This window comes from Aestuariicoccus sp. MJ-SS9, assembly GCF_032586235.1.
Classification (GTDB): Bacteria; Pseudomonadota; Alphaproteobacteria; order Rhodobacterales; family Rhodobacteraceae; genus Aestuariicoccus.
In genome coordinates this window covers 143,328-159,939 of sequence record NZ_JAWHTD010000004.1, presented here as the reverse complement: position 1 = coordinate 159,939, position 16,612 = coordinate 143,328, and the positions used below count along the sequence as shown (strand labels likewise).

The 16,612-nt window shown below is 67.3% G+C and carries 17 protein-coding genes; 8 read left to right on the top strand and 9 right to left on the bottom strand.

Going from position 1 to position 16,612, the window contains the following annotated elements:
- Position 1 precedes the first annotated feature (1 nt).
- Positions 2–1,129 (bottom strand): tRNA guanosine(34) transglycosylase Tgt, encoded by a 1,128-nt coding sequence (gene tgt, locus RXV88_RS04965; RefSeq protein WP_316290999.1) that lies wholly within the window; start codon positions 1,127–1,129, stop codon positions 2–4.
- Positions 1,130–1,245: 116 nt separating this feature from the next.
- On the opposite strand from tgt, the gene RXV88_RS04960 reads away from it, so the two are divergent.
- The 3 genes from RXV88_RS04960 (at position 1,246) to rimK (ending at position 3,893) form a co-directional block, all read left to right on the top strand.
- On the top strand, positions 1,246–2,142 hold the full coding sequence (locus RXV88_RS04960; protein WP_316290998.1) for an SPFH domain-containing protein: 897 nt from the start codon (positions 1,246–1,248) through the stop codon (positions 2,140–2,142).
- A complete protein-coding gene (locus RXV88_RS04955; RefSeq protein WP_316290997.1) occupies positions 2,142–2,417 on the top strand; it encodes a hypothetical protein in 276 nt (91 codons plus the stop codon). Before RXV88_RS04960 ends, RXV88_RS04955 begins: the two co-directional genes overlap by 1 nt.
- A gap of 66 nt (positions 2,418–2,483) precedes the next feature.
- Complete coding sequence (rimK, locus tag RXV88_RS04950; RefSeq protein WP_316290996.1) at positions 2,484–3,893, top strand: 30S ribosomal protein S6--L-glutamate ligase; 1,410 nt, start codon at positions 2,484–2,486, stop codon at positions 3,891–3,893.
- A gap of 31 nt (positions 3,894–3,924) precedes the next feature.
- On the opposite strand, the gene ubiG is transcribed toward rimK, so the two are convergent.
- Positions 3,925–4,635, bottom strand: a complete 711-nt coding sequence (ubiG, locus tag RXV88_RS04945) for a bifunctional 2-polyprenyl-6-hydroxyphenol methylase/3-demethylubiquinol 3-O-methyltransferase UbiG (RefSeq protein WP_316290995.1) — start codon at positions 4,633–4,635, stop codon at positions 3,925–3,927.
- Positions 4,628–5,446 (bottom strand): isoprenylcysteine carboxylmethyltransferase family protein, encoded by an 819-nt coding sequence (locus RXV88_RS04940; protein WP_316290994.1) that lies wholly within the window; start codon positions 5,444–5,446, stop codon positions 4,628–4,630. The genes ubiG and RXV88_RS04940 overlap by 8 nt, the downstream gene beginning before the upstream one ends.
- A 101-nt stretch (positions 5,447–5,547) precedes the next feature.
- Between RXV88_RS04940 and RXV88_RS04935 the strand changes: the two genes are divergently transcribed.
- Genes RXV88_RS04935 through RXV88_RS04925 form a run of 3 tightly spaced genes read left to right on the top strand, consistent with a single transcriptional unit; the run spans position 5,548 to position 6,886 of the window.
- The gene (locus RXV88_RS04935; protein ID WP_316290993.1) at positions 5,548–5,910 is read left to right on the top strand and encodes an SUF system Fe-S cluster assembly protein; all 363 of its coding nucleotides are present in this window, start codon (positions 5,548–5,550) and stop codon (positions 5,908–5,910) included.
- Positions 5,911–5,916: 6 nt separating this feature from the next.
- Positions 5,917–6,480 (top strand): sugar O-acetyltransferase, encoded by a 564-nt coding sequence (locus RXV88_RS04930; RefSeq protein ID WP_316290992.1) that lies wholly within the window; start codon positions 5,917–5,919, stop codon positions 6,478–6,480.
- Positions 6,481–6,502: 22 nt separating this feature from the next.
- Positions 6,503–6,886 carry an iron-sulfur cluster assembly accessory protein gene (locus RXV88_RS04925; RefSeq protein ID WP_316290991.1) on the top strand — a complete coding sequence of 128 codons (384 nt, stop codon included), beginning with the start codon at positions 6,503–6,505 and terminating at the stop codon, positions 6,884–6,886.
- Between the two features lie 5 nt (positions 6,887–6,891).
- Here RXV88_RS04925 and RXV88_RS04920 read toward each other — a convergent pair whose 3' ends face one another.
- Positions 6,892–7,785: an isopenicillin N synthase family dioxygenase gene (locus tag RXV88_RS04920; RefSeq protein ID WP_316290990.1), complete on the bottom strand. Its 894-nt coding sequence runs from the start codon at positions 7,783–7,785 to the stop codon at positions 6,892–6,894.
- Between the two features lie 115 nt (positions 7,786–7,900).
- Here RXV88_RS04920 and tpiA point away from each other — a divergent pair, with 115 nt between their 5' ends.
- A complete protein-coding gene (gene tpiA, locus RXV88_RS04915; protein WP_316290989.1) occupies positions 7,901–8,647 on the top strand; it encodes a triose-phosphate isomerase in 747 nt (248 codons plus the stop codon).
- 181 nt (positions 8,648–8,828) lie between these two features.
- Here the strand turns inward: tpiA and RXV88_RS04910 are convergent, their stop codons facing one another.
- The 5 genes from RXV88_RS04910 to RXV88_RS04890 form a co-directional block, all read right to left on the bottom strand.
- On the bottom strand, positions 8,829–10,205 hold the full coding sequence (locus RXV88_RS04910; protein ID WP_316290988.1) for a TRAP transporter large permease: 1,377 nt from the start codon (positions 10,203–10,205) through the stop codon (positions 8,829–8,831).
- Positions 10,206–10,208: 3 nt separating this feature from the next.
- Positions 10,209–10,898 carry a TRAP transporter small permease gene (locus tag RXV88_RS04905; protein WP_316290987.1) on the bottom strand — a complete coding sequence of 230 codons (690 nt, stop codon included), beginning with the start codon at positions 10,896–10,898 and terminating at the stop codon, positions 10,209–10,211.
- Positions 10,899–10,993: 95 nt separating this feature from the next.
- The gene (locus RXV88_RS04900) at positions 10,994–11,998 is read right to left on the bottom strand and encodes a DctP family TRAP transporter solute-binding subunit (protein WP_316290986.1); all 1,005 of its coding nucleotides are present in this window, start codon (positions 11,996–11,998) and stop codon (positions 10,994–10,996) included.
- Between the two features lie 288 nt (positions 11,999–12,286).
- Positions 12,287–13,510 (bottom strand): sigma-54 dependent transcriptional regulator, encoded by a 1,224-nt coding sequence (locus RXV88_RS04895; RefSeq protein WP_316290985.1) that lies wholly within the window; start codon positions 13,508–13,510, stop codon positions 12,287–12,289.
- A 58-nt stretch (positions 13,511–13,568) separates the two neighbouring features.
- A complete protein-coding gene (locus tag RXV88_RS04890) occupies positions 13,569–15,299 on the bottom strand; it encodes a sensor histidine kinase (RefSeq protein ID WP_316290984.1) in 1,731 nt (576 codons plus the stop codon).
- Positions 15,300–15,358: 59 nt separating this feature from the next.
- Between RXV88_RS04890 and RXV88_RS04885 the strand changes: the two genes are divergently transcribed.
- Positions 15,359–16,531 (top strand): cytochrome P450, encoded by a 1,173-nt coding sequence (locus RXV88_RS04885; protein WP_316290983.1) that lies wholly within the window; start codon positions 15,359–15,361, stop codon positions 16,529–16,531.
- Positions 16,532–16,612: the final 81 nt, after the last annotated feature.

Sequence of the window (16,612 nt, the reverse complement as noted above, 5' to 3'; positions counted from 1 at the left end):
GTCACAAAGGCTCGATATCCCCCTCGGCGCGCTGCGCGTGGAACGCGGCCTCCCATGCGGCGAAACGGCCCTCGGCGATGGCCGCGCGCATCTCCTGCATGATCTGCTGATAGTAATGCAGGTTGTGCCAGGTCAGCAGCATCCCCGAGATCATCTCTTGCGCGCGGTAGACGTGGTGCAGATAGGCCCGGCTGTAGCTACGGCAGGCCGGACAGGTGCAGTTTTCGTCCAGCGGGCGCGGATCGTCCGCATGGCGGGCGTTCTTGAGGTTGACCTGCCCGCGCCGCGTCCAGGCCTGCCCGGTGCGGCCCGACCGCGAGGGCAGTACGCAATCCATCATGTCGATGCCGCGCTTGACCGCGCCGACGATGTCGTCGGGCTTGCCCACACCCATGAGGTAACGCGGCTTGTCCTCGGGCAGCTGCGCGGGCGCGAAATCGAGACAGCCGAACATCGCCTCCTGCCCCTCGCCCACCGCGAGCCCGCCGACCGCGTAGCCGTCGAACCCGATGCGCGTCAGCGCCTCGGCACTTTCGGCGCGCAGGTCTTCCTCGAGCCCGCCCTGCTGGATGCCAAAGAGCATATGCCCGGGCCGGTCGCCGAACGCCTCGCGCGACCGCTCCGCCCACCGCATCGACAGGCGCATGCTCTCGGTCAGGCGCTTGCGGTCGGCAGGCAACGCCGGGCATTCGTCGAAACACATCACGATGTCGCTGCCCAAGAGGCGCTGGATCTCCATCGAGCGTTCGGGCGTCAATTCGTGCTTGGACCCGTCGATATGGGATTTGAAGGTCACGCCCTTTTCGGTCAGCTTGCGCAGGCCCGACAGGCTCATGACCTGAAATCCGCCGGAATCCGTCAGGATCGGCTTGTCCCAGTTCATGAACCTGTGCAGCCCGCCCAGCCGGTCGATGCGTTCCGCCGTGGGGCGCAGCATCAGGTGGTAGGTGTTGCCCAGCAGGATGTCCGCGCCCGTGGCGGCCACGCTTTCGGGCAGCATCGCCTTGACGGTCGCGGCGGTGCCCACAGGCATGAAGGCAGGCGTGCGGATCTGCCCGCGCGGCGTGTCGATCACCCCCGTGCGCGCCGCGCCATCCTGCGCCAGTCTGCGAAATCCTGTCTGTGCCATATCAGCCGCCTCTCTGCCCGCGCCCGCTCATACGCGCGGCAATGGCGCGTTGCAATCGCCGCGCCATTGCCTACAAACTAGACCGTCCTTGTATCCCAGTTCCGGAGTGTCCCCGCGTGGAAGACTTTCTGATCCAAAACCAGGATTTCCTGGCCCAGAACCTGCTGTATCTGCTGCTTGCCATCCTGCTGATCGTCACCGCCTTCAAGGCGGTGCGGATCGTGCCGCAATCCGAGAAATTCGTGATCGAACGCTTCGGTCGGCTGCATTCGGTGTTGGGGCCCGGCATCAACCTGATCGTGCCGTTCCTCGACCGGCTGGCGCATCGCATCTCGATCCTGGAACGGCAATTGCCGACGCTGGGGCAGGACGCCATCACGCTCGACAACGTGCTGGTGCAGGTCGAGACCTCGGTCTTTTACCGTATTATCGAGCCAGAAAAGACCGTCTACCGCATCCGCGACGTGGACGCCGCGATCTCGACCACCGTGGCGGGGATCGTGCGCTCCGAGATCGGCAAGATGGAGCTGGATCAGGTTCAGTCCAACCGCGCCTCGCTGACCGAGACGATCAAGCAAAGCGTCTTTGCAGTGGTCGACGACTGGGGGATCGAGGTCACCCGGGCAGAACTGCTGGACGTCAACCTCGATCAGGCCACGCGCGCGGCGATGCTTCAGCAGCTCAACGCAGAACGCGCCCGCCGCGCCACGGTGACCGAGGCCGAGGGGCGCAAACGCTCGGTCGAGCTGGCCGCGGATGCCGACCTTTACGCCGCCGAACAGGCCGCCAAGGCCCGCCGCGTCACCGCCGACGCCGAGGCCTACGCCACCCGCGTCGTCGCCGTGGCCATCGCCGAAAACGGGGTCGAGGCGGTGCAGTACAACATCGCCCTGAAGCAGGTCGAGACGCTGAACACCCTTGGCGCCAGCAACGGCAGCCAGACGATCCTGGTGCCCGCCAACGCGCTCGAGGCCTTCGGCGACGCGTTCAAGATGCTCAAGGGGCGCGGCTGATGGCCTGGCTGTCGGTCTGGTGGGTCTGGCTGGCCGCCGCGCTGGTCTTTGGCGTGATCGAGCTGATGGTGCCGGTCTTCCTTTTCCTCGGCTTCGCCATCGGCGCGGCCTGCGTGGGCCTCTTGCTGCTGGTGCTGCCCCTGCAGATCGGCGCCTCGGCGCTGGTGGCGCTCTTTGCCGGGCTGTCGCTGGCCGCCTGGGTGATCCTCCGCCTGACGCTGCGCGGCGGCCGCGGCGCGCGCAAGCTCTTCGACCGCGACATCAACGACGGCTGACCCGATCCGGTTGCACCTCGCGCGCGGATATGTGCTTAACAGGCGCACACAACGCGAGGAGACGACATGACCGATCCCATCGACCCGACCCCGGACCTTTTGCGTTTCGGATGGGAGGAATGGGTCGCCCTGCCCGATCTCGGCCTGCCCGCGCTGCGCGCCAAGGTGGACACCGGCGCGCGCACCTCGGCGCTGCACGCCAGCGACATCGAAACCTTCGGCCCCGCCTCGGCACCAAAGGTGCGGTTCATGGTGCACCCGGTGCCCGGCCGCGACGATCTGGCGATCGCCTGCTCGGCGCGCATCGTCGACCGCCGCACGGTCACCTCGTCGAACGGCGAATCCGAAACCCGTTACGTGATCGCCTCGACCCTGCGGGTGGGCGAGGAAAGCTGGCGGATCGAGCTGACGCTGACCAACCGCGCGACCATGGCCAGCCGGATGCTGCTGGGGCGCGAGGCGCTCAAGGACCACATCACCATCGTCGCCACCGACCGCTTCTGCCAGCCGGAACTAAGCTATGACGCCTATTCCAGCGCCCGCGTGCGGCGCGACGCGCCCAACCGCGCCCTGCGCATCGCCGTGCTCAGCCGCGAGGACAATTATTCCACCCGCCGCCTGGTCGAAGAGGGCGAAAAGCGCGGTCACGCGGTCGAGGTGATCGACACCACGCGCTGCTATATGGCGATCAACCACATGGCCCCCGAGGTGCATTACGACGGCAAGCGCCTGCCCCGCTACGATGCGGTGATCCCGCGCATCGGCGCGTCGGTCACCTCCTACGGAACCGCCGTGATCAGGCAGTTCGAAACCATCGGCACCTTCTGCGTCAACGGCAGCGACGGGATCAGCGCCAGCCGCGACAAGCTCATGGCGCATCAAATCATGGCGCGGGCAAAGATCGGCATGCCCAACACCGCTTTCGCCGCCTCGCCCAAGGACACCGACAGCCTGATGCGGCTGGTGGGCACCGCGCCGCTGATCGTGAAACTGCTGGAATCGACCCAAGGCAAGGGCGTCGTGCTGGCCGAGACGAAAAAGGCCGCAAGTTCGGTCATCGACGCCTTCCGCGGGCTCAAGGCCAATTTCCTGGTGCAGGATTTCGTCAAGGAGGCCGCGGGCGAGGACATCCGCTGCCTCGTCGTCGGCGGCAAGGTCGTGGCGGCGATGAAACGCACCGGGGCCGAGGGCGATTTCCGCTCGAACCTGCACCGCGGCGGATCGGCCAAGGTCGTGCGCATCTCGAAAGAGGAACGCGAAACCGCCGCCAAGGCCGCCAAGGCCTTCAAGCTCGATCTCGCGGGCGTCGATCTGCTGCGTTCTGACGCAGGGCCCAAGGTGCTCGAGGTGAACTCGAGCCCCGGTCTGGAAGGCATTGAAACCGCGACGAAAAAGAACATCGCAGGCCTGCTGTACGACCATGTCGAGGCCAAGGTGCGCCCGGCCCCTGTGCGCAAACGCAGAACCGGGGCGTGACCCGGTCCCGGGCCTGACCCGGGACCTGCCGTCACGCCGGCTTTACCGCCTCGCCCATGTAAAGCACCGCCGTCAGCGGCAGCGGGCCGAAGGTCAGATCGAGCCGCCGGTTCACCCCCCGCGGCCCCAGCCCGGTGAACCGCCCCGGCGCCAGGCCGGCCCCCTCCATCGCCGCGCGCAGCTCGGCGGGTTTGATGAACATTGCCGGATCGTGCGTGCCCCGGGGCAAGAGCCGCAGAATATCCTCGGCCACGGTGATCGTCGCCAAACGCGCCAGCGGATTGCGGTTGATCGTGTCGAAAAGGAACTGGCCGCCGGGTTTCAGAACCCGCGCGACCTCGGCCATCACCTGATCCAGATCGCGCACATGTTCCAGCACATCCACGCAAACAACGGCGTCGAAGCTGCTGTTATCGTATGGCAATTCCTCCCCGACCCCGACGTCGTAGGCAATCTTCAGCCCGCCCTGCGCGGCATGGGCACGGGCGGCGGCGATGGCGTCCGCCGCCGGGTCGATGCCCGTCACCTGCGCCCCGCGCGCGGCCAAAGCCTCGGCCATGAAGCCGCCCGCGCAGCCCAGGTCCAGCACCCGCTTTCCCGCCCAGTCGATGCGCCGGTCCATCCACCGCAACCGCCCCGGCACCAGATTTTTCAGTGTGCGCACCCAGCGGATGCGGTCCGACCACCAATCGGCCGCCACATCGTCGTAAATCTCCAGATTGTTGCGTCTGACCTCAGCCATCTTTCCCCCTGAACGGCACCATGTAAGGCACTGTTTTTCTGTAAGTTTCAAACCTCGTCCCGTAGCGTCGCACAAACCTGCGCTCTTTCAGCACCGGCGCGGCCAGGCAATATCCCGTCAGCACCAAAGCCAGCGCCAGCTGGTCCGGCGTCCAGACCGGCACGGTCCAGAGCGTCAGCGCGAAGGCCAGGTAGATCGGCTGCCGGATCACCCGGAAAAGCCCCGTCTCGGGCATGTCCGGAAAGCGCGGGCGGCGGTCCGCCATCAGCGACATCCAGCCAAGCGCGCCCGATTGCACCTCGGCCCCCGCATCCCAGCTGGCCTTGATCAGCAACATCCAGGACGCCGCGTAGACCGTTGAGATCAAAAAGAAAAGCCCGCCTTCCGCGCGCCACCACACGATCCCGGACGGCGTCCACAGCAGAAACAGCGCCGCCAGCTGCACAGAGGCCAGCGTCGCAAAGCTCGTCGTCGCCAGCACGCCGCCATAGGGCCCCGGCACCAGCCCCGCCACGATCCGCGCGCCCCGCCCGTTCAGCAGCACCGAATGCAGCAAAGGAAACTGCACCAGCAAGGCCGCGTTGCCCAGGACAGCCCAGGGCCAGGACAGCGCGCCCAGGCTGCGCGACATGCCATGAAACATCGCCCAGATCATCGCGATCACCGCCAGCGCAAAGACCGCGTGGCACAGCGCCCCAGCCGCCAGCGCAAGCGCGATCCGCCGCCCGCCCGAAGGCGGCCGCAGCGCGCCCTGCACCAGCGCCCAAAGGCGCGCAAGATGCCCTTCCGTCCTCTCTTTGCCGTTTGTCATGCCATCGCAGATATGTCGGGGCGACGCGGCGTCCAGCGCCCTTTACGCCCCCGCCTCTATTTCCTATATGTTTGGTCAGGAATGAACCGAAGGACGCTTCCATGAACGATGCCAGCCCTCCGCTCGAAGGTGCGCCGCTGATTGCGCCCTCCAGCACCGATCACCCGCTCTACGATCAGGTGGTCGAGGCGTGCCGCAGCGTCTATGACCCTGAAATACCGGTCAATATCTACGATCTCGGGTTGATCTACACGATCGAGATCGACGGCGAAAACGCCGTGCACGTGATCATGACGCTGACCGCGCCGGGCTGCCCCGTGGCCGGCGAGATGCCCGGCTGGGTGGCTGAGGCGATCGAGCCACTGCCGGGCGTCAAGCAGGTCGACGTCGAAATGGTCTTCGAGCCGCCCTGGGGCATGGACATGATGTCCGACGAGGCGCGGCTGGAACTGGGGTTCATGTAAGCCGTCATGGCCAGCGAAAAGCACAAGATGATCGCGGGCGAGCTTTATCGCGCCGGCGATCCCGAGCTGGTGGCCGACCGCAAGCGCGCGCAGGCGCTGATGCGCGACTACAACGCGACCGTCTTTGGCGACGAGGCCCGCGCGGGCCTGCTGGATGCGCTGCTGGGCAGCCGTGGCGAGAGCTGCGCGCTGCGCGCGCCGGTCTACGTGGACTACGGTTATAACATCCATCTGGGGCGCGACGTGTTCCTGAATTACGGCTGCGTGCTGCTGGATGTCTGCGAGATTCGCGTCGGCGACATGACCCAAATCGGCCCCTACGCGCAGATCCTGACCGCCGACCACCCACGCGACGGCGCGACCCGGGACGCAGGGCTGGAATTCGGGCGGCCGATCACCATCGGCCGCAACGTCTGGATCGGCGGCGGCGCGCTGATCCTGCCGGGCGTCACCGTCGGCGACGACGCGGTGATCGGCGCAGGCGCGGTGGTGACGCGCGACGTGGCGCCGGGCGTGACCGTGGCAGGCAATCCCGCGCGACCGCTTGTAGGACAGGGCGCAAAGCCCTAGATTGACGTCAAAGGAGACCACGATGTTCGGCATTCCCGGCAAACAGGCGGTCACGCTGACCCCCGCCGCTATCGCACAGATCACCAGGCTGATGGACCGTGACGGCCGTCACGGCCTGCGCATCGGCGTCAAGAAAGGCGGCTGCGCGGGCATGGAATACACCATGGAATATGTCGATACGCCCGACCCCAACGACGAGGTCGTGGAACAGGACGGCGCGCGGGTGATGATCGCGCCCATGGCACAGATGTTCCTCTTCGGCACCGAGATCGACTATGAGGTGTCGCTGCTGGAAGCGGGCTTCCGGTTCAACAATCCCAACGTCGCCGACGCCTGCGGCTGCGGCGAATCGATCAAGTTCAAGGATGTCTCCGAGCTTGAGGCAGAGCGCGCGGCCGAGGGCTGACGCCATCAGCCGTTTTGCAGGTGCACGTAGGTCTCGGCATAGCGCTTTGACAGATGTTCGCCCGCGAGGATCACCTCGCCCGACCCCAACGGCGCGACATTGGTGTCGTAACGCGGGTTGAAGAACAGCGGGATCGAGATGCGTTCCTCGGCCGTGCCCTTCACCCGGTGCGGCGTGGCCCGCACGCGGCCCGCCGTCCACATCTCGAGCATCTCGCCGAAATTGATCACGAAATCGCCGGGCCCCGCCGTGACCGGGATCCAGCCGCCGCCGCGCCTGCGCACCTCCAGCCCCGGCACGCCGTCGCTGGCCAGCAGCGTCAGGCAGCCGTAATCCGTATGGGTGGCGATGCCAAAATCCCTTGCCCCCGCCCAGTCGGGGCGCGCCGGATAGTAATTGCCGCGCAAGAGCGCCATGGGCCGGTCGAATTTGTCGTCGAAATAGGCGCGGTCCTGGCCGATCGCCTCGGCGATGCCGCGCAGGATCAGCCGCGACACCTCCATCGCGTCGGCGTAATAGGCCTCGACCACCTCGCGAAAGCCCGCGGGGCGCGCGGGCCAGAGGTTGGGCGCATAGACCGACTGGTCGCCCTCGGGCCATTCATAGCCGCAGTCGAAGACCTGCTTGTAATCGGGGTTCGCCTCGGGATCGACCTGTTCGGACCCGCCCGCGCCCCAGCCGCGATTGGCCCCGGTGCGCGCCATGTCGACCTGCGCCTTTTCCGCCTCGGGCCGGTCGAAGAACGCGCGGTAGGCGGCCAGCACGAAGCGCATCCGCGCCGGGCTGAGACCGGTGTTGTGAACGGTGAGAAAGCCCACCCCCTCGGCTCCTTCGCGCAAAGCGGCGAGCGTGTCGGGGTCACGTGCCTCGATCTTGGCGGCGTCCAGCCTGGGGATCATGTCCTGCCCTCCTGTCAGCGGCCTTGCCATCCCACGACACGCGCGCGCGCGCAAGCACCCTTGACGCCCCGCGCCCACCCGCGATGATGCGCGAAACTGGAAAATGGGAGCGAACATGCGACGCAAACTGGCCGCCGGAAACTGGAAGATGAACGGAACGACCGAGGCGCTGGCCGAGATCGAGGCGCTCGGCGCCGTGACAGGCGGCGCCGCCGAGGTGCTGATCTGCCCGCCCGCGACCCTCGTCGCGGCCGCGGCAAGGAACTGTGCTGGCGTGGCCATCGGCGGGCAGGATTGCCACGCCGCCGCCAGCGGCGCGCATACCGGCGACATCTCGGCGCTGATGCTGCGCGACGCAGGCGCAAGCCATGTGATCACCGGCCATTCCGAACGCCGCGCCGACCACCACGAGAGCGACGCCGACGTCGCCGCCAAGACGACCGCCGCCTGGGCGGCGGGGCTGGTCGCCGTGCTCTGCATCGGCGAGACGCTGGCCGAGCGCGAGGCGGGCGAGACGCTGGCGGTCATCGCGGGGCAACTGGCCGGGTCGGTGCCGGACGGAGCGACGGGCGAGACGCTGGTGATCGCCTACGAGCCGGTCTGGGCCATCGGCACCGGCAAGGTGCCCACGGTGGAACAGATCGCCGAGGTGCACGATTTCATCCGCGCCGATCTTGTAGAACGCTTTGGCGCGGATACCGCCGGAGCGATCCGGCTGCTCTATGGCGGCAGCGTCAAGGCGAGCAACGCGGCCGAGATCTTTGCGGTCTCCAATGTCGATGGCGCGCTGGTGGGCGGCGCGAGCCTCAAGGCCGCGGATTTCGGGCCGATCGTCGAGGCCTTGAACGCCAGCGCGGGCTGAGCCGGCAGGAGTGAGGGGCCAGCCCCTCACACTCCCCGGGATATTTCGGGATCAGTGAAAGGGGGCGGGAGCGCCCGGTTTTTGGGGAGTATCCCGTGACGAAAGAGGCGACGCCCGGTTCGGAGCGTCGCCTTTGCTTTTGCGGAATAAGAGCGCGCGGAAGCGCTCCTTTGGATCACGTCTATCTGGTGATGATCTCGGGCCCCATGAAGGTTGTCGGCAGCCATGTGCTGAGCCAGGGGATGTAGGTCACCATGATCAGGAAGACGAAGAGCACCGCCAGGAACGGCAGAGCCGCGCGCACGACGCGCATCATCGGCATGCCGGCCACGCCGGACGTGACGAAGAGGTTCAGGCCCACCGGCGGCGTGATCATCCCGATCTCCATGTTCACCACCATGATGATGCCGAGGTGAATGGGGTCGATCCCCAGCTCGATAGCGATGGGAAAGACCAGCGGCGCCACAATCACGATGAGGCCCGAGGGCTCCATGAACTGGCCGCCGATCAGCAGGATCACGTTGACGATGATCAGGAAAACCACCGGGCCGAAGCCCGCGTCCAGCATCGCCGCGGCGATGCTCTGGGGGATCTGCTCGTCGGTCAGCACGTGTTTGAGGATCAGCGCGTTGGCGATGATGAACATCAGCGTGACCGTCAGCTTGCCCGCCTCGAAGACCGTGTCCTTGGTGTCCTTGTGGAAGAACGCCGTGATCAGCGCGATGGGTTTGCGCACCAGCGGCAGGTTCGGCGCGCCGTCCTTGCCCGCCAGCGGCCCCATGTCGCGATAGACGAAGGAGGCGATGAAGAAGGCGTAGACCGCCGCCACCGCCGCGGCCTCGGTCGGGGTGAAGATGCCGCCGTAGATGCCGCCCAGGATGATCACGATCAGGAAGAGCCCCCAGCCCGCCTCGCGGCCGGCCTCGAACACCTCGCCCCAGCCTTTCCACTCGCCCTTGGGCAGGTCGCGGATCTTGGCGATGATGTAGATGGTCAGCATCAGCATCGTGCCCGCCAGCAGGCCCGGGATGACGCCCGCCAGGAACATCCGCCCGACCGACACGTCGGTGGCGCTGGCGTAGACCACCATTACGATGGAGGGCGGGATCAGGATGCCGAGCGTGCCCGCGTTGGCGATCACGCCTGCGGCGAAGTCCTTGGAATAGCCCACCTGCCGCATGCCCGCGATCACGATCGAGCCGATCGCGACCACCGTGGCCGGGGACGAGCCCGAAAGGGCCGCAAAGAGCATACAGGCGAAGACGCCCGCGATGGCCAGACCGCCGGGGAAATGCCCCACGATGGCGATGGAAAAGCGGATGATCCGCCGCGCCACCCCGCCTGTCGACATGAACGACGAGGCCAGGATGAAGAACGGGATCGCCAGAAGCGTGTAATGCCCCGCCATCGCCTGAAAAAAGCTCTGCGCGATAGAGCCCAGCGACGTGTCGCTCAGCACCAGCAGGAAGATGGTCGACGAAAACCCGAGCGACACCGCGATGGGTACGCCGATCAGCATCAGGCCGATCACCATTCCGAAAAGAATTGCGACTTCCATGGATCAGTCCCCGCGGTTCATATGTGCGACGTCGTCGACGGCGTCTTCGGCCTCATGGCTGACGATCAGGCTGTCGGCCTGGCCCCGCCAGATGCGCACACCGGCCTGGATGAAGCGGAAAAGCAGCAGCGCGACGCCGAAAGGCAGCATGGCATAGGGGATGAAGCGGGGTATTTTCTCGTAATCCTCGCCCTCGTTCATGATCGGCTGGATCCAGCGCAGCCACTCGGGGAACGGAATGTCGACCACCTCGTACCAGCCGCGATAAGAGGTGCGCTTCATCTCTTCCAGCCCGGTGGGGAACCAGCGCCCGGTGGTCTGCGGCAGGTTGGCGAAATTCGCCCAGTAATCCCACGCGCCTTTCATCAAGAGCGCCGCATAGGCCACGCAGACAGCAACCGACGTCAGCACCAGCACCCGCCGCACATTGGGCGGCACCACGTTGATCACCGCGTCCACGCCCAGATGCGCCGTCACCTTGACCGCATAGCTGACCCCGAAGAGCACCAGCCAGGCGAACAGGAACGACGTCATCTCCAGCCCCCAGATCAGGCCGGTGTTGAAGCCGTAGCGCAGCACCACGTTGATGAAGGTGATGATCGTCATCAGCCCGAGGATGATGGCGATGAACGTCTCTTCCAGTTCGTTGACGAACTGGCCCAAGACAGTCTCTGCCCGGTAATGACCCGACATGTCCCCCTCCCGTTTTACGGAAATTCCCGCCGTTTGCGGCAGGCGATACGGCCCGGCCCCCGCACGGGGACCGGGCCATTTTCACGACTCTGGGATCAGAGCCCGGCGTTGATCGCCTGGGCGGCGTCGATGTTCTCCTGACCGACGTCTTCCTTGAACTGCTCCCAGACCGGCTTCATCGCGTCGACCCATGCCATGCGCTGCTCGGGCGAGAGCTCGCGCACGGTGCCGCCGGCCTCGATGATCGCCTGCTTGGCTTCCTGGTTCACCTTGAAGGATTCAGAGTTCCGCGCCGTCGTCACCTCTTCGATGATCGTCGCCAGCTGGTCGCGCACATCGGCGTCCAGCCCGTCCCACCAGTCGGTGCCGGTGACCAGCAGATAGTCGATCACGCCGTGGTTGGTCTCGGTGATGCCGTCCTGCACCTCAAAGAACTTCTGGCCGTAGATGTTGGACCAGGTGTTCTCCTGCCCGTCCACGACGCCGGTCTGCAGCGCGCCGTACACTTCCGAAAAGGCCATCGGCTGGGGCGAGCCGCCAAGCGCGGCCATCTGCGCCTTGAGCACGTCCGAGTTCTGCACTCGGAACTTCAGCCCGTCGGCGTCGGTCGGCGCGTTGAGCGGCACGTTGGCCGACATCTGCTTCATGCCGTTGTGCCAGAACGCCAGGCCCAGCAGGCCGCGGCGGGTCATCGATTCCTTCATCGCCTGACCGGTCTCGCTGCTTTGGAACGCATCCACCGCCTCGATGTTCTTGAACATGAAGGGCAGGTCGAAGATGCGGAACTGCTTGGTGAACTGCTCGAACTTCGACAGCGAGGGCGCGGCCAGCTGGACGTCGCCCTGCAGCATCGCTTCCAGCACCTGATCGTCGTTATAAAGCGTCGAGTTGGGGAAGACCTCCATGCAAGCCTTGCCGTTCATCTCTTCGTTGACGCGGGTCATAAGCAGCGTCGCCGCGATGCCCTTGGGGTGACGGTCGGTGTTGGTCACGTGGCTGAACTTGATGACGATCTCGCCATCGTCGCAGGCCGCCATCGCGGCGCTGCCGCCGGTCATCAGCGCAGCCGCCGCAACGGCGCTCATCAGAAACTTCTTCATGGGTGTCCTCCCGGAACGTTGTTCATTCGGACGGGCGCCCCCCTCCCGGGAACGCACCGCTGCGGCGTAGGGAACGGCACCGCCGCCGCGCCATCAAGCCTTCGTGAAATGGTAGCGCCACCAATTTGGAAGGTTATTTTATATCAAACACTTGCAAGCGGTCCCTCATGCGGATTGACGGCGTCCGGCCGCAATCTGTGCGAGATTCCGCACAGCGCGGATTTCCGCTTGTGCGGATTTCCGCACAAATTCCGGGCACTCTGCACAAACGCGAATCCGCCCCGCGCCTTAACGGAACTGCTCGGGCTTCAGCCCGTATTTCGCCAGCTTGTCATAGAAGGTCTTGCGCGGCAGCCGCAGCGCCTCGGCGGCGGCACTGGCCTGCCCTCCGGCGCCGCGCAGCGCCTCGGCCAGAAGCGACCGTTCCACCTGCGCCAGACGCTCGTTGAGCCCCAGGCCCGGCGTACCCGCCGCACTGTCGGCCACGCCCAGCACAAAGCGCATGGCATGGCTCATCAGCGCCCGCGCATTGCCCGGCCAGTCGCGCGCCACGATGTCGGCGATCACCTCCTCGCCCACCTCGGGCGCGGGCAGGCCCGCCTGCTCGGCAGCCTGCGCGACGTAATGGCGAAAGAGTATGGGGATATCCTCGGGCCGCTCCGCCAGCGCCGGGACATGCACGCGCATCACGTCCAGCCGGTAGAATAGCTCGGCCATCAGCGCGCCGGTCTCGACCGCGCGGCTCAGATCCCGCGTGCTGCCCGCGATCAGCCGCGCGCCGCCACTGTCCAGCGCGTCGGCCAGCGCCAGCTGGCTGTCGGTCGGCAGGCTGGCGATCTCGTCCAGAAAGACCGTGCCGCCCTCGGCCTCGGCCCAGACCTGCGTCAGCGCCGCGCGCTCCAGCCCCGCGGCCGCGCGCTTGACAAACGGCCGCTTGGCGCGGGCCGAGCTCAGATGCACCACCTCGGCCACCTTGGAAATGCCGCTGCCGGGCGCGCCGCTGACCAGCACATCCGTGCCCGCCTGCGCCGCCGCGCGCACCTGTGCGCGCAAGGCCTCGGCGCGGGCCGAATCGCCGAACAGCATCCGCGCCGCCGGATCGCCTGTCTCCAGCTGCGCCTTGAGGCGGCGGTTCTCCATCACCAGCCGCCGTGTTTTCAGCGCCCGCCGGATCACCGCCAGCAGATCCTCGGCCGCGCAGGGCTTTTCCAGGAAATCGAACGCCCCCTCGCCCATCGCGCGCACCGCCATGGGAATGTCGCCCTCGCCGGTCAGCAGAATGACCGGCAGATCGGCGTCCCGCTCTCGCGCATAGGTCAGCAGGTGGAACCCGTCGCGCCCCGGCATCCGGATGTCGGACACGATGACACCCTCGAACTCGGGCGTGATCCGGTCCTTGGCCTCGACGAACGACCCCGCCGCGATCGGCGACAGATCGGCCAGCTCCAGCGTCTGCACCAGCGCCTCGCGCACCGCGGCATCGTCGTCGACCAACAGAATCGGATCGCTCATGCGCAAACCTCCACGGGATGGCGGGCGGGGCGATGCGCCCTGGCGCGAGCGGCGCACGTCATGCCGCCGCCTCCTCGCGCCAGGGATCGAGCTCGACCGTGAACACCGCCCCGCCGTCCGCGCAATTGGCCCCCCGGATCGCGCCGCCAAAGCTTTGCACCAGCCCGTAGGAAATCGACAGCCCCAGCCCCATGCCCTCGGAACTGCCCACACTCTTGGTGGAATAGAACGGATCGAAGATCTTCTCGGGCTCGGTGATCCCCGGCCCGGTGTCGCGCACCGTCACCGCCAGCCGCGCGCCGTCCTCCACCGCGATGCGGATGCATTTCTCGGGGCTCTCGGCCATCGCATCGGCGGCATTGGTGATGAGGTTGGTCAGAACCTGCGCCAGCCGCACCTCGCCGCCATAGGCCAGCACCGGCCGGTCCGGCGGGACCCAGTCGAGCCGGATGCCGTCCGCCGCCAGCCGCGCCTCGGTCAGCTCGATCGCCTGGCCGATCACCGCGCCCAGATCGACCCGCCCCATCGGCTGCGCCTCCTGGCGGGCAAAGGCGCGCAGGCTGCGAATGATCCGCGCCATGCGCGCCGCCATCTTGGCGATCCGCGTCAGGTTTCCCTCGGCTCTGTCGGCCTGCCCCCGCGCCAGAAACTGCGCGCCGTTCTCGGCATATTGCTGGATCGCCATCAGCGGCTGGTTCAGCTCGTGGCTGATCCCCGCCGACATCTGCCCCAGCGCACTCAGCTTGCCCGCCTGCACCAGCTCGGCCTGGGCGCGCTTCAGCGCCGCCTCGGCCTCCTGCCGCTCGGTCACCTCGCGCCTGAGCGCTGCGTTCGAACTCTCCAGCGCCCGCGTGCGCTGCTGCACCCTGTCCTCGAGCACCGCATTGGCCGCGCTCAGCGCCCGCCGCCGTTCCGTGGCCAGCCACAAGAGCGCCCCGAAGAACAGACAAAGCGCCGCCATCGCCGCCGCCTGCAGCCCCGCCAGCCGCCGCGCCGGGGCCACATCGACCAGCACCTCGCCCAGCATGCCGATCACCGGCAGGTCGCGCTCCAGATGCAGCGCCGCTTGCGGCACGTAGGCGCTCAGCGCCTGATGCCAGATCTCGTGCCCGCCCACGTCCTGCCGGTCGACGCCGATCAAGCCGCCCGCGGTCTCCATCCCGCCGGGCACACGGCGCCAGAACAACATCTCCGAGCGGTTCGTCACGAAGACCTGTCCGCTGCGGTCGGTGAAATAGACCGCCGGCCACGAGCCCCGCCAATCCTGCTCCAGGTTGTCGATATCCACCACCACCACCAGCACGCCAAGCACCGTGCCGTCGGGGCCAAAGGACGGCGCCGCAAAGGAATAGGCCCGGCGCGAAAACCCCGCGCTCGACCCGTGCTCGGCCCCAAGCGCGCCTTGCAGTGCGCGGCGGAAATAGCCGGCCTCCGCCAGCCCCTCGGGCGCGATCCCGTGCGCCGAGGCCAGCACCCGCCCGCCGGGGTCGGCGTAATAGGCGGTCAGGGCTGCGGTCTTGTCGGCGGTCTCGAGCAGCAGCGCATCCGCCGCTGCGCGCGGGGCGCCACCGTGCAGCGCCGACAGAACCGGATGATCCGACATCAGCACCGCCGTCTCCCGGTAACGCTGCAACTGGGTCACCAGCCGGTCGGCGGCCAGCGCAAGGTCGGCCCTGCCGCGCGCCGCCGCCTGATCCAGCGCCTGGCCGTAGCCATAGCCCCAGACCGCCGCCGTCAGCCCCGCAACGGCAGCCAGATAGATGGCCGCGATCCCCAGTTTTGATCTCATGTCCCCTGCATAGCAACAGCCGCCTTGCCAAGGCCAGCGCCAAGCGTCAGCTTCGCGTCATGCAGCATGTCCGCCAATCCCCGACCGACCCCGCCTTCGTCCAGAACCCCTACCCGTTCTACGACACCCTGCGCGCCGGGGGCGATCTGGTCTGGTGGGAGGATTACGCCATGCCCTGCGCCGCCACGCACCGCGCGGTGCACGCGCTCCTGCGCGACCGCCGCTTCGGCCGCGAGGTTCCGGCCGAGCTTGCCCCGGACATCCCCGCCCACCTCGCGCCCTTCTACCGGATCGAGGCGCATTCCATGCTCGAGCTCCAACCGCCCCGCCACACCCGCCTGCGCGGCCTTGTGCTGCGCGCCTTCACCTCGCGCCGAATCGCCGCCCTGGGGCCCGAGATCGCCACGCTCTGCCACCGGCTGATCGACGATCTGCCCGAGGGCCCCGTCGATCTGTTGCCCGCCTTCTGCCAGCAACTGCCGGTGATCGTGATCGCCGACCTGCTCGGCGTGCCCCGCAACATGGCCCCGCAGCTTTTGGCCTGGTCCAACGCCATGGTGGCGATGTACCAGGCCCGCCGCGACCGCGCGGTCGAGGACGCCGCCGCCCGCGCCGCCGGCGACTTCGCCGCCTTCCTGACCGATTACATCGACCGCCGCCGCGGCGCGCCACGCGACGACCTGATCACCCATCTCATCGCCGCGTCGGAAGACGGCGACCGGCTGTCTACCGAAGAGCTCATCACCACCTGCATCCTGCTGCTCAACGCCGGCCACGAGGCGACGGTGCACACGCTCGGCAACGGGCTCAAGGCGCTGCTGGAACGCGGCCTTACGGTCACCGAAGACAGCGCCGAGGCCGTGACCGAGGAAGTCCTGCGCTTCGACCCGCCGCTGCACATGTTCACCCGCTACGCCTATGAGGAGGTCGAGCTTTTCGGCAACCGCTTCCGGCGCGGCGACCGGGTGGCGCTGCTGCTGGCCTCAGCCAACCGCGACGGGGCGGTCTTCGGCGCCCCGGACAGATTCGACCCGCAACGCGCCAGGCCAAATCACGTCAGCTTCGGCGGCGGGCTGCATTTCTGCGTCGGCGCGCCGCTCGCCCGGCTGGAATTGCAGATCGCCCTGCCCATCCTCTTCGCGCGCCTGCCGGGAATGCGGCTGGCCGATCTGCCACAACACGCCAACAGCTACCACTTCCATGGGCTGGAGGCGCTCTGCATCGACCGCTGAGCACTAATCGGCCGGCGGCGCCTCCCCCAAGGCCGGATGGGGGGCCAGCCCCCAACCCCCCCGGGATATTTGGGGATCAGT

What these genes read in the sequence shown, in the direction of transcription:
- tgt (WP_316290999.1), bottom strand. Translation starts at nt 1,129, where the DNA reads ATGGCACAGACAGGATTTCGCAGACTGGCGCAGGATGGCGCGGCGCGC.
- RXV88_RS04955 (WP_316290997.1), top strand. Translation starts at nt 2,142, where the DNA reads ATGGCCTGGCTGTCGGTCTGGTGGGTCTGGCTGGCCGCCGCGCTGGTC.
- rimK (WP_316290996.1), top strand. Translation starts at nt 2,484, where the DNA reads ATGACCGATCCCATCGACCCGACCCCGGACCTTTTGCGTTTCGGATGG.
- ubiG (WP_316290995.1), bottom strand. Translation starts at nt 4,635, where the DNA reads ATGGCTGAGGTCAGACGCAACAATCTGGAGATTTACGACGATGTGGCG.
- RXV88_RS04940 (WP_316290994.1), bottom strand. Translation starts at nt 5,446, where the DNA reads ATGACAAACGGCAAAGAGAGGACGGAAGGGCATCTTGCGCGCCTTTGG.
- RXV88_RS04935 (WP_316290993.1), top strand. Translation starts at nt 5,548, where the DNA reads ATGAACGATGCCAGCCCTCCGCTCGAAGGTGCGCCGCTGATTGCGCCC.
- RXV88_RS04930 (WP_316290992.1), top strand. Translation starts at nt 5,917, where the DNA reads ATGGCCAGCGAAAAGCACAAGATGATCGCGGGCGAGCTTTATCGCGCC.
- RXV88_RS04925 (WP_316290991.1), top strand. Translation starts at nt 6,503, where the DNA reads ATGTTCGGCATTCCCGGCAAACAGGCGGTCACGCTGACCCCCGCCGCT.
- RXV88_RS04920 (WP_316290990.1), bottom strand. Translation starts at nt 7,785, where the DNA reads ATGATCCCCAGGCTGGACGCCGCCAAGATCGAGGCACGTGACCCCGAC.
- tpiA (WP_316290989.1), top strand. Translation starts at nt 7,901, where the DNA reads ATGCGACGCAAACTGGCCGCCGGAAACTGGAAGATGAACGGAACGACC.
- RXV88_RS04910 (WP_316290988.1), bottom strand. Translation starts at nt 10,205, where the DNA reads ATGGAAGTCGCAATTCTTTTCGGAATGGTGATCGGCCTGATGCTGATC.
- RXV88_RS04905 (WP_316290987.1), bottom strand. Translation starts at nt 10,898, where the DNA reads ATGTCGGGTCATTACCGGGCAGAGACTGTCTTGGGCCAGTTCGTCAAC.
- RXV88_RS04900 (WP_316290986.1), bottom strand. Translation starts at nt 11,998, where the DNA reads ATGAAGAAGTTTCTGATGAGCGCCGTTGCGGCGGCTGCGCTGATGACC.
- RXV88_RS04895 (WP_316290985.1), bottom strand. Translation starts at nt 13,510, where the DNA reads ATGAGCGATCCGATTCTGTTGGTCGACGACGATGCCGCGGTGCGCGAG.
- RXV88_RS04890 (WP_316290984.1), bottom strand. Translation starts at nt 15,299, where the DNA reads ATGAGATCAAAACTGGGGATCGCGGCCATCTATCTGGCTGCCGTTGCG.
- RXV88_RS04885 (WP_316290983.1), top strand. Translation starts at nt 15,359, where the DNA reads ATGCAGCATGTCCGCCAATCCCCGACCGACCCCGCCTTCGTCCAGAAC.